This window comes from Sediminicola sp. YIK13 (assembly GCF_001430825.1).
Lineage (GTDB): Bacteria > Bacteroidota > Bacteroidia > Flavobacteriales > Flavobacteriaceae > Sediminicola.
This window is the reverse complement of the sequence record NZ_CP010535.1, coordinates 2,945,800-2,959,154: the sequence shown is the minus strand read 5'-3', so window position 1 is coordinate 2,959,154 and position 13,355 is coordinate 2,945,800. Positions and strand designations below refer to the sequence as shown.

Annotated in this window: 11 protein-coding genes; 1 reads left to right on the top strand and 10 read right to left on the bottom strand. The window is 38.7% G+C overall.

Annotated features, from left to right (window positions below; all coding sequences use genetic code 11):
* Window positions 1-94: 94 nt before the first annotated feature.
* From pgi to uvrC, 7 genes are all read right to left on the bottom strand, one after another.
* A complete protein-coding gene (gene pgi / locus SB49_RS13185; RefSeq protein ID WP_062057310.1) occupies window positions 95-1,732 on the bottom strand; it encodes a glucose-6-phosphate isomerase in 1,638 nt (545 codons plus the stop codon).
* 2 nt (window positions 1,733-1,734) lie between these two features.
* Complete coding sequence (locus SB49_RS13180) at window positions 1,735-3,003, bottom strand: peptidoglycan DD-metalloendopeptidase family protein (RefSeq protein WP_062057308.1); 1,269 nt, start codon at window positions 3,001-3,003, stop codon at window positions 1,735-1,737.
* Between the two features lie 12 nt (window positions 3,004-3,015).
* Entirely contained in the window at window positions 3,016-3,978 is a 963-nt protein-coding gene (locus SB49_RS13175) for a tryptophan 2,3-dioxygenase family protein (RefSeq protein ID WP_062057306.1), read from the bottom strand.
* A 6-nt stretch (window positions 3,979-3,984) separates the two neighbouring features.
* On the bottom strand, window positions 3,985-4,764 hold the full coding sequence (locus SB49_RS13170) for a DUF3108 domain-containing protein (protein ID WP_062057304.1): 780 nt from the start codon (window positions 4,762-4,764) through the stop codon (window positions 3,985-3,987).
* A 320-nt stretch (window positions 4,765-5,084) separates the two neighbouring features.
* A complete protein-coding gene (gene hppD / locus SB49_RS13165; protein WP_062057302.1) occupies window positions 5,085-6,227 on the bottom strand; it encodes a 4-hydroxyphenylpyruvate dioxygenase in 1,143 nt (380 codons plus the stop codon).
* Window positions 6,228-6,408: 181 nt separating this feature from the next.
* Complete coding sequence (locus SB49_RS13160) at window positions 6,409-8,646, bottom strand: patatin-like phospholipase family protein (RefSeq protein WP_062057300.1); 2,238 nt, start codon at window positions 8,644-8,646, stop codon at window positions 6,409-6,411.
* 17 nt (window positions 8,647-8,663) lie between these two features.
* A complete protein-coding gene (gene uvrC / locus SB49_RS13155; protein ID WP_062057298.1) occupies window positions 8,664-10,451 on the bottom strand; it encodes an excinuclease ABC subunit UvrC in 1,788 nt (595 codons plus the stop codon).
* Window positions 10,452-11,090: 639 nt separating this feature from the next.
* Here uvrC and SB49_RS13150 point away from each other — a divergent pair.
* Window positions 11,091-11,651 (top strand): 5-formyltetrahydrofolate cyclo-ligase, encoded by a 561-nt coding sequence (locus SB49_RS13150; protein ID WP_062057296.1) that lies wholly within the window; start codon window positions 11,091-11,093, stop codon window positions 11,649-11,651.
* Here SB49_RS13150 and SB49_RS13145 read toward each other — a convergent pair.
* From SB49_RS13145 to SB49_RS13135, 3 genes are all read right to left on the bottom strand, one after another.
* A complete protein-coding gene (locus tag SB49_RS13145) occupies window positions 11,639-12,271 on the bottom strand; it encodes a lipoprotein signal peptidase (protein WP_062057294.1) in 633 nt (210 codons plus the stop codon). The two genes, SB49_RS13150 and SB49_RS13145, sit on opposite strands and share 13 nt — an antisense overlap.
* Before the next feature lie 35 nt (window positions 12,272-12,306).
* A complete protein-coding gene (locus SB49_RS13140) occupies window positions 12,307-12,864 on the bottom strand; it encodes a DUF4097 family beta strand repeat-containing protein (protein ID WP_235537769.1) in 558 nt (185 codons plus the stop codon).
* 105 nt (window positions 12,865-12,969) lie between these two features.
* Window positions 12,970-13,353: a TraR/DksA family transcriptional regulator gene (locus tag SB49_RS13135; RefSeq protein WP_062057292.1), complete on the bottom strand. Its 384-nt coding sequence runs from the start codon at window positions 13,351-13,353 to the stop codon at window positions 12,970-12,972.
* Window positions 13,354-13,355: the final 2 nt, after the last annotated feature.

Genomic DNA, 13,355 nt, shown 5'->3' with positions numbered 1-13,355 from the left:
ATTATTTGCGCCAAATTTAACATAATATTTACATTACAGCATTTCCAAAACAAAAACTTATTCTTTAGTTATTAAGAATTAAGAGTTAATAGGTTCAGCTCTTAAAATAATGAAGAAGCTGCATTGTGGACGCGTCATGATTGGCAATTTCTGAATTTTCGATATCCTTTAGGATTGCAGTAGCTAGCTGTTTACCCAATTCTACACCCCATTGATCATAACTGTATATATTCCACACCACCCCCTGCACAAATATTTTGTGTTCATAGAGAGCGATCAAGGCTCCCAAACTTTTTGGGGTCAGCTTATCGATCAAAATAGTAGTGGTAGGCTTGTTTCCTTCAAAAACCTTAAATGGCAACAAAGTTTCCAATTCTGACTTGGACATACTCTTTCCTTCCAATTCCCCACGCACCTCTTCTTTGGTCTTACCATTCATCAACGCCTCTGTTTGGGCGAAGAAATTGGCCATCAATTTATTGTGATGGTCGGTATCACCATGTAAAGAGTCCTTAAACCCAATGAAATCTGCCGGGATCAATTTAGTCCCCTGATGGATCAATTGGAAGAAAGCGTGCTGTGAATTAGTTCCTGGCTCACCCCAAATAATGGTTCCCGTTTCATAGGAAACCCGTTTTCCATTTCTGTCTACACTTTTGCCATTGCTCTCCATGATCCCCTGCTGTAGGTAGGCAGAAAAACGACTCAAATACTGAGAGTAGGGAATTATGGCTTCGGTCTCGGCACCATAAAAATTATTATACCACACGCTCAATAAGGCCAAAACTACCGGAATATTCTCTTCAAAATCCGCTGTTCTAAAATGCTCATCCATATCGTTGGCTCCCGTCAACAGCGCATCAAAATTTTCATATCCCACAGCCAATGCGATGGACAACCCAACTGCACTCCAAAGTGAAAATCTACCACCTACCCAATCCCACATTGGGAACACATTTTCATCAAGAATACCGAATTCCTCTATTTTAGCTGTATTGGTGGATACTGCGGCAAAATGTTTGGCAATATCCTTTTGGGACGCGTGTTTTAAGAACCATTTTTTAATGGTTGTGGCATTGCTCAATGTCTCTTGGGTGGTAAAGGTTTTGGATACCACCACAAATAAAGTAGTTTCAGGATCCAGTCCTTTTAAGGTTTCATATACGTGGTCCCCATCTACATTGCTGACAAAATGCATCTTTAAATGGTTCCCGTAGAATTTTAATGCTTCGGTAACCATGGCCGGTCCCAAATCTGAGCCTCCGATACCAATGTTCACCACATCGGTAAAGGCTTTACCTGTATATCCCTTTTTATGGCCAGAAATAATGGCTTCTGTAAATGTTTTGATCTTTGCTTTAACAGCGTAGACCTCTGGCATCACATTTTCACCGTCTACCTTGATGTCATCCCCCTTTTTAGCCCTTAGTGCCGTATGGAGTACAGCCCTGCCTTCCGTTTCATTGATGATATCGCCATCAAAATATTTGTTGATGGCATCTTTCAGACCTACTTCTTTCGCTAGTTCTATCAAGAGACCCTTAGTTTCTGAAGTAATATTATTTTTAGAATAATCCACAAAAAAACCTTGGCTCTGCAAGGTGAATTTTTTTGCCCTGTCCTTGTCGGAAGCAAATAGATCTTTTAATTGTGTGTTTTCAATTTCCTTATGATGATCTCCCAACGCATTCCATGCTGTCGCACTTGTGGGATTTATTTTTTTTAATGCCATTTTTATTGGTTCTCGGTTAATAAATTTTCTTCAGGCGATTCCATAAATTCTATACAGTCCAATTGCTCTTTTAAGGGGGAGATAAAAGCATAGTAATCGGGTTTCAGAGCTTCGGATAATGGCTCCGCTGTTGGCAGCTCTTCTCTTAAGGGGTCTACTTGGCGACCATTTTTCCAAAAGCGATAACAAACATGGGGACCCCCTGTATTGCCCGTCATGCCGATCCAGCCAATAACATCTCCTTGTTTCACATATTGGCCTTTACGCACATTTTGATTCTTCATGTGAAGGTATTGGGTGCTATAAGTGCCATTATGTTTGATCTTTACATATTTTCCATTACCCCCTCTTCGTGTAGATTCTTCCACTGTTCCGTTCGCGGTAGCTAAAATGGGCGTACCTATCGGAGCGGCATAGTCCGTGCCTTTGTGGGGCCTCACTTTATATCCGTAGTAGGCAATTCTTCTGTTCAAGTTATATCTGGAGGAAATTCTACTGAATTCGACCGGAGCCTTTAAAAAGGCCCTTCTCAAGTTTTTTGCCTGCTCGTCAAAATAATCCTTTACATTATTGACCGTATCTGTTTCGTATCCGAAAGAGTAGATGGTTTTTCCATTGTGTTCAAAATAAGCAGCCTCAATTGCCTCTGCACCTGCATAGATGGTATCATTAATATACTTTTCCTTGTAAATGACCTTGAATTTGTCCCCCTTTTGAAGTCTAAAAAAGTCAATGGTCCATGCGTAAATCTGCGACAAGTTATTGGTAATATTATAATCTATGCCCTGTTCCAAAATAGCTTCGGACAAAGAGGACGTAATTACACCGGAGGCCTCCCTTTGCACATACTTAATTTTATTGCGTTTGTTATAAGCGGTGACGGAATCCCTTAAGTCAATAACCGTATAATTAATAAGATCATTCTGATAGATAAACACTTGGGCTTTTTCCAAGGTATCCTTTGATTTTAAAATAAGATAGGGTTTCCCGACCACAATCTTACGGACATCGAAGGTGTCCCTAAATTCTTCGGAAATTTTGTAGATCTTGGGGTATTCTACCTTGTTCCTCAGCATCAACTCCCCAAAACTATCGCCATTTCTGACAGTATCCTGAAGCACAGTAAATTCATCCAGATTAAAACCAAATTGTTTTATCACAATCGGTTTTGATATGGTCGGAACCTCAGCCATGTCCTTATCCGAAGTCCCCGAATCCCTGCAAGAGGCCAACATTAAAAACGAAAGAATTAAGCCCAAATATAATTTCATATGCTACTACTTTTACTTTTTATGCGGGTTAAAGGTATGTTCCACCCACTGTTTCCCCCAATTATTTAACTCTTCCTTAGAATAAATTTCAGGAAAAAATATTACTTTCTGAAAGCTAGGCGGCAGGTATTCCTTCCAATTAGTCCCACCAGTAGCTGCTACCGTTCCATTTTCACGATCCAAATACCTGTACGCGGAGCCCAAATGCATCAATGGCCAATTTACATTGGCATTGATATCCAATGCCTTTAATGCATCTATCAACGTCTTATTGCTCTTGGTTTCCTCGTTTAAATTTTGATATTTTTCATAAATAGTATGTCCCTTGACACTGTTGGTTATTCTAATAAACCTAGGGGTATATCTATATTCAAATTGCTTTAGGGTCAATGTTTTTTCACCGGTCACCACATCAGTGGCTCCTTTTTTCCAATATATATGCTCATAAAGCTCATCAATTCCATCTTCCGCAGAGAAATCATCCCTTTCCGAATGATGTACCAAATTCTCCAGGGGAGTGGCATAAAGCTCAATCATCCTATACTGGGCAGATTGAAAACCGCTTGCCGGCAATAAGGCCATGCGATACTGAAGAAACTGCTCCCGTTCCATTCCTTTAATCATGATCCCGAAGGAAGAAATTAGGGCCTTGTAATAACTGTTGATCCTATTGACCTTCTCCAGAAAGAAATTTAATTCTTGTGATTTATCATCCACTATCTGCTTTTGTTCGTGGAGAATGAGTTTGAAATACAATTCTGTAATCTGGTGGTACATGATGAAAATTTCTTCATCAGGAAAATGGGTTCGGGGGACTTGTAGACTTAGAAGCGTATCCAGATGGATGTAATCCCAGTAGGTAAGGTAGCGCTGGTAGAGCAAGCCATCTAAGTAAGAGCTCAAATCCTGGCCGGAATCCTTGTACTTTTCTTCAAGTTTTAATATCTGGGATTCTATTTTCTCCTTCTTCTCCATTACGAATTATTCCATTATAATTTTGAACTGGTTCTTAAGACCGTTATAGCCATCCAAATCGGCCTTGATAGATCCCACGGCCAGATCAGCTTTGATCCTGATCGGAATTTTATTTAGATCATTTGACACCCAAAGCGCCAAACTTTCCTGCTCTTTAAAAACTCTACCAGATTGTACATAAGGTCTAAATTTTAAGCATTCCACTTTGCCGTACTTGGTTTTCAAAACTTCATTGCCGAGGTATTTTAGTTTAAACTTAAAAACCCCGTCATCATCATACAACATATTCAGATCTATGGATTTTCCCACTTCTAAATCTTCTGCCTTGTAGTTGTTCCTTAAAAAGTAAAAGGCAGATATTAAATCTTGAATGTCCTCTTTGACGTCAAAATTAAACTTTTTATTGTTTTTTTTATCGTTTAACTCTGCTGATTGGCTCCCGTGATCAAAATTGATTTCAATATCCTTGGTATACCCACCTTCATCAATCTTCCTAACAAACTTGTATGGTTTTCCATCTTCCATTCCAAAATAGCTTTCATAGGTATCGTCTACCTTAAAAAAGATGCTTGCCAAACCGGTGGTCTTTCCGTTTCCTACCACATGATAAACCGGAATCCCTTTCATGGTATCCGACTTAACCTGTAAGGTGGCATAACTGGCGTTGAAGATGCCATAATGAATGCGAAACCTCAACCATTCGCCAGCCCTGAAAGCTGAATAATCTTCTTGGGCGCTCAAAGAAAAGGTCATAAGCGCTATAAGTGCAAAACAAATGTTTCTCATTTTCTAGTGTTCAGGTAAAAATAGTAAAAACAAGTCTATACTATTTTTGATTTCTTGTTATATAAACAAATTTTGTTCCAAACTATTGCGCACAAAAAAAGCCCAGTTCTTAAACTGGGCTTTTCCTAAATAACCAACCAAACTTTAAATTATGAAAAACCAATACTTAAAGTTGTAAGGGAACCACCCCTTACTTGAGGACAAATTTAGATTATAACTCTTGTATCTAAATCCACTTTAACGGACTTTAACTTTACCTTTAACAGTTGTTTATATATTTTAAAAGAATTTTAGGAAATCATTAAGAAAAACAGATCTTCCTAAAGGGTCCCTCTTGATTCTTGTTCTCTTTCTATGGCTTCAAACAAAGCTTTGAAATTTCCTTTTCCAAAGGATTTTGCTCCCTTTCGTTGAATGATTTCAATAAACATCGTAGGGCGATCCAAAATGGGCTTGGTAAATATTTGAAGCAAATACCCTTCTTCATCCCTATCTATTAAGATACCCAGCTCTGATAAAGGTTCCAAATCTTCATCTATTTCACCCACACGATCCAATACCTCTTCATAATAAGATGCGGGAACGGTCAAAAACTCGACCCCTCTATTTTTCAATGCGGTAACCGTCTCAATGATATTATCGGTAGCCATGGCCATATGTTGAACACCGGCGCCATTATAGAACTCTATATATTCCTCAATCTGTGATTTTTTCTTTCCTTCGGCAGGTTCGTTGATAGGAAATTTTATCCTTCCGTTGCCATTGCTCATCACCTTACTCATAAGGGCAGTATACTCCGTGGAGATATCCTTGTCATCAAAAGACACCAATTGCGCAAATCCCATTACCTTTTCATAGAACTGACACCATTTGTTCATCTCGTTCCAACCCACGTTTCCTACCATGTGGTCAATATATTTCAGTCCTACGTCGCATGGCTTGTAAAATGGATCCCATGCTCTAAATCCTGGCATGAAAACGCCTTTGTAATCTCCTCTTTCCACGAATAGGTGAACAGTCTCCCCATAGGTATGTATCCCGGAAACAACCACCTTTCCTTTGTCATCTTCCATGGTTTTGGGCTCCATATAACTCTCAGCCCCCCTCTTTGTGGTTTCTTGGTAACTTTTAGTGGCATCATCTACCCAAAGGGCGATAGATTTTACACCATCACCATGGGCATCTATGTGCCGGTTAATATCTCCTCCAGATTTTAAGGGAGAGGTTAAAACCAATCTTATCTTATCTTGCTGTAGGACATAAGAGACCCTGTCCTTAAGTCCTGTTTCCAGTCCGGCATAAGCCAAAGGCTGAAAACCCCATGCAGCCATATAATAGTGTGCTGCTTGCTTTGCGTTACCTACATAAAGTTCCACATAATCTGTGCCCAAAAGCGGTAAAAAATCTTCCGCAGCCGGATTTTCTATTGGTAATTGAAATGATGTGTTATCTAATTGTGCCATAATAGGTATTGAATATTTTGATTAAAAAAAGAAATGATTAAATACTGTAAAAAGGACTAAATCAGCCGTTACCACATGGCCCTAAGATGGGCAGTAATATCAATTCTATATTGGAGCATCACTATTTCTTTTATGAATTACAAATATCGTAAAAATCAATGACTTTTTTTGATAAATTCACTTAAAACCAGTAGCCGATACTAAAAAACAAATTCCCCGTTCTTACTTCCGGGGACCAAGTATAATTTACTTGGACCGGGCCGATAAAAGATTCCCAACCATACCCTAAAGCATACCCTGAGTAATCTGGCTTTTTGAACCATTGCCCTGTCCTAAACATATCATCTTCTACCCTAGAGAAATTTGCAGCTAGCAAAAGGTGGTTCTTGGGAAGAAATTCATAATCGATACGACCGTATGCTTTCACGAAACTATTCCCCACCAAACTCAAAAAATCATAGCCCAAAAAAGGAATAAAGTTATTGATCAAGTTAGTGCCATAGCCCCCAAGGACAAAATCAAAAGAAGTCACTTCTGACTTCCCCAATTTAAAGCCACCTTCCGTTTCAAGGTTCACAGATAGTTTATCGGATAAGGGAAAGGCTCCCCCCATTCTAGCCTTGGCAATTGAGAACTCCTTAAAATTATTATTGAAATCTGATGAATATAAATACAAATGAAAATCCCCATCAAAAAACAGGCCTCTAGTCGGAAAGTATCTATCGTCATAGGTATCCAAGGTAAGCTGACCAAAGGTGCTGAAATAATCGCTTTTATCAAAAATGATCCTGTTTGAAGACGTTTCGTCCGTCAAGGTCTCCCCTATTGTTTTGGTGCTGTATTTCAACAATTTGTGCTCCACCCCTAAACTGATAGCAAATTCCTCTGCCCAAACAGTTTGTAGATATGCCTGATTTGTTAAATCTGAAACGTCCAGATTTATGGTGTTCACATTACTAATGTCCGAAGAGTCAAAATTGGAGGCAATTACACTGGTCCCAACCTCATGATCAAAATCACTAAACCTTGAATTTACCCCAAAACTCCAGTAAAAACCCTTATCAACATAATATTGAAAATTGTAACGAAGCTTATCCCCCAAAATGAAATCGAAGGAAAAAACATCATCGTCCATCAACAAATTCTTTTTGGTTAGATTTATCAACGCAGCACTTTTGTAGAGTTCGTTGTAATGAAGGCCCATTCGCAAAAACGTTTTGTTGGGGTTTTCCCTTAAATTCATTATTAGATCCACGGCATCTGGGCCGTCTGGTGCCAATTCATATCGTATGGATCTAAAATTTCCCGTGGCAGCCAAATTGTTGACCCCTTGCTGTAATTTTTCAAAGGACATTTCATTCTCCAGATTAAGTCGCAATTTTCCCTTTATATACCCCCTAGAATAGTTATTGTTTCCTTTTAGGACAAGTCCGTTAATGGTAAGGGAATCTTTGACCACAACTCTTTTTTTAGCACTCTGTGGTCTATTTTGCCGAATGGCCAGTTCCTTTAATTCGGCATATTTGGCACTTGTCGCTACTTCCCCACTTCGGACAATGCTCGTACCCAGATCAAAATCAATTACGGAGTATTTCTCAATATTTGGCTGTATATAGATATCCGTTTCTTTGGATTTTTTCACCATATCTTTTACCGTCCTGTAATTATTGATCTGCAAGAGAACCTCGGTTGCCGACATTAGCGATTCCCTGTTAGATAGACCGTGCTGCACATCTATACCTATCAGAAAATTGGCTCCCATCGCCCTCACTTCTTCTATGGGATAGTTGTTCACCACCCCTCCATCTATCAAAATGGCACCCTCAATTTCCGAGGGCTCAAACAGGGAAGGAAAGGTGCCACTAGCCAGAATTGCTTCAGGCAGGTAGCCCTGTTTTAACAAGACCTCTTCCCCAGTCTCTACGTTCGTGGCTATACATAAAAATGGGATGGGCAACTTATCAAAATCCCTGATGTCCTTAACGTGGTACAAAAGCCTAACCAATTCATTATATATTTTTTGACCCCCGGAAAGGGCTTGGGGAAATGAAATTTTAAAATTGTTGAACGGAAGCGTCAGGGCATATCGTTCAGAATCTTCCTTCTCATAGAAGGTCTTGGCACTTCGGGGTAGATTGTCCTGAATTAATTTTGGGAAATTTGTGCTCTGAAAAATAGAGTCGAGTTCTGTTGCAGAATATCCCGAGGCATACAGGGCCCCAATAATTGCACCCATACTTGTACCTCCGATATAATCAATTTTTACCCCAGATTCCTCAATAACCTTCAAGGCTCCAATGTGGGCAAGACCTTTAGCACCTCCACCGCTAAGCACAAGTCCCACCTTAAGCTCTTTTTCTTGGGAAAAAATGGTTCCAAAGCAAAAAAGAATGAGGTAAATGAGGATTTTATTTTTCATAGGATCAAGTTAATTCTTTAATGAAATGTGTCATAAATTTTCTTTGCCTTGGCCACACCAACCGTTTTGGCCAGGTCTTCGACCGAAGCTTCTTTAATGCGCTTCACGGACTTAAATGTTTTCAGTAAATCTTGGGCGGTTTTTTCTCCAATTCCCTCTATGCCTTCCAACTCTGAATTAATAGCCCCCTTACTTCTCTTGTTCCTGTGGAAAGTAATACCAAAACGGTGGGCTTCGTTACGCAGTTGTTGGATGATCTTTAAAGATTCAGACTTTTTATCCAGATATAAAGGGATTGAGTCCCCGGGAAAATAAATCTCCTCTAGTCGTTTTGCTATCCCAATGATAGCAATTTTACCCCTTAACCCCAAAATGTCCAAGCTCTTTAAAGCAGATGACAACTGTCCTTTTCCCCCATCAATGACGATGAGCTGTGGCAAGGGCTCTGCTTCATTTAAAAGTCTTTTGTATCTTCTGAATACCACTTCCTCCATGGAGGCAAAATCATCTGGCCCTTCTACCGTTTTAATATTATAATGACGGTAATCCTTTTTTGAAGGCTTCCCATCCTTAAAAACAACACAGGCCGCAACGGGATTTGTGCCCTGTATGTTTGAGTTATCAAAACATTCAATATGCCTTGGCTCTGCAGATAGCCTCAAATCCTTTTGCATCTGGGCCATAATCCTATTGGCATGCCTGTTGGGGTCTATTATCTTCTCCTGCTTAAATCGCTCCTGTCTAAAGTATTTTGCATTGCGCTCGGATAGCTCTAAAATTTTCTTCTTATCCCCCATTTTCGGAATCGTGATCTTTAGGCCAGGTTCCGTGGTTACCTCAAAGGGAACGTATAATTCCCTGGAAAAAGAATTGAAACGTTGCCTGATCTCCACGATGGCCAAAGCCAATAGATCCTGATCTTCCTCCTCCAATTTCTTCTTTATTTCCAGCGTATGGGATCGCACAATGGACCCATGGGAAATCTGCAAGAAGTTCACATAGGCATATAGATCATCAGAAACTATGGAGAAAACATCCACGTTGTTGATATTTGGATTAACAATGGTGGACTTCACCTCGTAATTCTCCAAAACATCTATTTTCTCTTTTATCTGTTGCGCTTCTTCGAACCTCATTTCCTCGGCATACGTCTTCATTTGGTTTTTAAAATACTGGAGAGATGATTTAAAGTTTCCTTTTATAATCTCCCTGATATCCTGAATTTCCTGATGGTATTCTTCCTGGGTCTGGTACCCTTCACAAGGCCCTTTACAATTGCCCAAATGATATTCCAAGCAAACCTTATATTTGCCCGCCTCAATTTTCTCCTGTGACAGATCATAATTACAGGTGCGCAAGGGATACACACTCTTTATCAACTCCAACAAGGTTTTTACCGTCTTCATACTGGTGTAAGGTCCAAAATACTCCGAGCCATCCTTGATGTGTCTGCGAGTGGGAAATATTCTCGGGAACCTTTCATTCTTAATACATATCCAAGGATAGGTCTTATCATCCTTGAGCAATACGTTGTAACGGGGTTGGTATTTTTTAATAAGGTTGTTCTCCAACAAAAGGGCATCGGACTCCGTAGCCACCACAATATGTTTTATATCCCTGATCTTTTTGACCAATACCCGTGTTTTTCCTGTCTCATGGGTTTTGGAAAAGTAGGAGGACACCCTTTTCTTTAAATCCTTAGCCTTTCCAACATATAGGATCTTATCATTGCTATCGTAGAATTGGTAGACTCCCGGACTCGAAGGCAGGGTTGTAAGTAGAACATTAATTGGTATCTCCGACATAGGTTTTCACCTTATATTACATATTGTTCCCTACAAAGATAAACTACTCCCAAAGAATATAATTATCCTCGGTTTTATCTTATTGACCCAAACCACTAAAACTCCAATTGAAAATCAAAAAAAAACTTAGTTGTGTGAAAAACTGTTGTTTTGGAGTTGACTTGAAGCTTGAAACCTATTTATTTCGCATTTTTGGGGCAATATTTTATCAATAATCTTACTAATTGACATTTTAGGCGTATATTTCGTAGAACAAAAACTATGTTTATTAAAAAACCTGTTGTTACTCTTAACAATCCTGTTTAATAAGACCCTGAATTAATTTTTATATAACTTATTGATTTACAGTAGATTAATAAATTAATACTAAAAATAAAATAAAAAGTACTTAAACCATCGTTAACGAAATTATAAAAAAAGTGCATTTCATCGGAAAAAAGTGCATTTCATGGAAGAGATTAGAAATTTTTAGTTATTTTTAGCGTGAACAAAATGTACTATAAATGGAAAACTACATTATCACTCTTGGAACATACTTAATATTAATGCTTTTCTTCAAAATATATTTTGCCGTTGCCAGTAAGGAGTAGTTCCATATTATTTTAACTATTTTGCGCAATCTTAAATCAATCACCAAAAATGTTGAAAAAAGATTTGCGTCTGAAAATCCTCTCCCTTAGAAATTCTACGACATCGGAATATCTTTCTGAACAAAGTTTACAATTAGCCAATACCCTTCTTACATTACCTATCTGGAATTTTTCCTATTACCACTTATTTCTACCTATCACCAAAAAGAAGGAGATAGATACAAGTTATATACTGTCCATCTTACAGGGAAAGGATAAAAATGTTGTCCTTCCAAAAATGACTGGTGATCAAAACCTAAAGCATTTTCTGCTCACGGACAGCACCGTTATAAAGCTAAATAAATGGGGCGTTCCCGAACCTTTGGAAGGCATTGAGGTACCAATCCATAAAATTGATGTGGTCTTTGTACCCTTACTGGCTTTTGATACAAAAGGCAATAGAGTAGGTTATGGAAAAGGCTTTTATGATATTTTCTTAAAGGAATGCAATCCTAATGTCGTCAAAATTGGACTTTCCCTTTTTGATGCGGAAGAAAGTATAGATGATATAGCACCCGATGACGTCCCCCTAGATTATTGCATTACCCCCGATAAGGTTTACTCGTTCTGAGCTTCTTCCCGTTTACCAAATGCTTTTTTATTGAAGACGATTAATATCCCCACTCCAGTACTTATGGTTGTATCTGCTATATTAAAAACAGGCTCAAAAAAGCGGAAGTTATTACCTCCCACTACAGGCACCCAGTCCGGCCATGTGGTGTCTACCAATGGAAAATAAAGCATATCCACAACCTTGCCATGAAAAATAGTACCATAGGGGTCTTGGGCAAACAAGGTAGCTACCTGATTAAAACTGTCATCGAAGATTACCCCGTAAAAAACGGAGTCAATAATGTTGCCAAGTGCACCAGCAAATATAAGTGAAACAGCCACAATCAATGTTTTTGAGGCTTTCTTTTGTATGGTATCATATAACCAATACCCAATTCCTAAAATGGCAAAAAGTCTGAATACTGTTAGAATTAATTTTCCCAATTCATCTGAAATGGGAAAAATATCACTCAATTTGGCACCCCAAGCAGCCCCCTCATTTTCAATGAACAATATCTTGAACCAATTAAAAACAGTTACTGATTCTCCCAAAACAAAATGGGTCTTAATGTAAATTTTACTCAGTTGGTCTACCAATAAAATCACTGCTACTAGCAGTATAGACTTCTTTAAATTCATTCTGTGGTTTCTAGGTTTCGTCAAAAATAGACATATTATTTGGTTTTCTTGAGATGGATATCTCCTGTAACGGTATGTAATTTAAAATTATCATTTCCGGTCGAAATCGGTTCTTCGATAATCTTCCCGTAGGTACTTGTTGCATTAATGGAAGCCTTGTTGCTGAAAAGCAAGATATCCCCACTTTGGGTTCTTACAGTACAATTTTCTCCAACATTGTTCAGCTCACACCTCCCATCACTTAGAATAACATCCAAACTGTGATAGCGCCCACTAGCAAAAACATTGCAGCTGGTTCCCAACACCTTGGTGTTACTATAGTTAGGCAATTTGATGTTTAATGCGATGGAAACCACCTTATGTGCACTTAGCTTGTCATTAGGAACTGTGAAATTGGGCCGAAAACCGGCAATGATAAAAATCGTAGCGCCCTCTTGTTTTACATTGACCATTAGGTTGGGATTATATTCCCCGTCCATGGCAGCATCTACAATAAGGTCTTTGGAATTTGAGGTTTGCAAAATCACTTCAAAACAATTTTCCGCATCTATTTGGATAAAAGAAGTTTTAGGGTCGATAATGGACTTCTTCACCGTTTTTTGAGCCTTCAAGAAACAGCATGAAAATAACAGAAACACTAAGAGGGTATTCTTCATAGGTGGCATAAAAAAACGCCCTAATAAAAAGGCGTTTTTAATTTAACTCTGCATATTTTTTGCCTCTATGCTCAAGGTGGCATGGGGTACAAGTTTTAAGCGCTCCTTATTAATGAGCTTTCCTGTTACCCTGCAAATACCATAAGTCTTGTTTTCAATACGCTGTAAAGCATTTCTTAGATCCCTTATGAATTTCTCCTGACGGATCGCCAATTGTGTGTTTGCCTCTTTGCTCATAGTTTCGGAACCTTCCTCAAATGCCTTGAATGTTGGTGAGGTATCATCTGTACCGTTATTACCATCATTCATATATGAACTCTTAAGCAATTCCAAATGGCTTTTTGCTTTACTCATTTTTTCCTCAATCAATACTCTAAACTCCTCTAGGTCCTTATCTGAGTATCTTACTTTTAAATCTTCTGCCATAG

Coding starts and splice junctions, on each gene's coding strand:
- SB49_RS13135 (WP_062057292.1), bottom strand. CDS start 13,353: ATGGCAGAAGATTTAAAAGTAAGATACTCAGATAAGGACCTAGAGGAG.
- SB49_RS13170 (WP_062057304.1), bottom strand. CDS start 4,764: ATGAGAAACATTTGTTTTGCACTTATAGCGCTTATGACCTTTTCTTTG.
- SB49_RS13180 (WP_062057308.1), bottom strand. CDS start 3,003: ATGAAATTATATTTGGGCTTAATTCTTTCGTTTTTAATGTTGGCCTCT.
- SB49_RS13160 (WP_062057300.1), bottom strand. CDS start 8,646: ATGAAAAATAAAATCCTCATTTACCTCATTCTTTTTTGCTTTGGAACC.
- SB49_RS13145 (WP_062057294.1), bottom strand. CDS start 12,271: ATGAATTTAAAGAAGTCTATACTGCTAGTAGCAGTGATTTTATTGGTA.
- SB49_RS13150 (WP_062057296.1), top strand. CDS start 11,091: ATGTTGAAAAAAGATTTGCGTCTGAAAATCCTCTCCCTTAGAAATTCT.
- SB49_RS13175 (WP_062057306.1), bottom strand. CDS start 3,978: ATGGAGAAGAAGGAGAAAATAGAATCCCAGATATTAAAACTTGAAGAA.
- pgi (WP_062057310.1), bottom strand. CDS start 1,732: ATGGCATTAAAAAAAATAAATCCCACAAGTGCGACAGCATGGAATGCG.
- hppD (WP_062057302.1), bottom strand. CDS start 6,227: ATGGCACAATTAGATAACACATCATTTCAATTACCAATAGAAAATCCG.
- uvrC (WP_062057298.1), bottom strand. CDS start 10,451: ATGTCGGAGATACCAATTAATGTTCTACTTACAACCCTGCCTTCGAGT.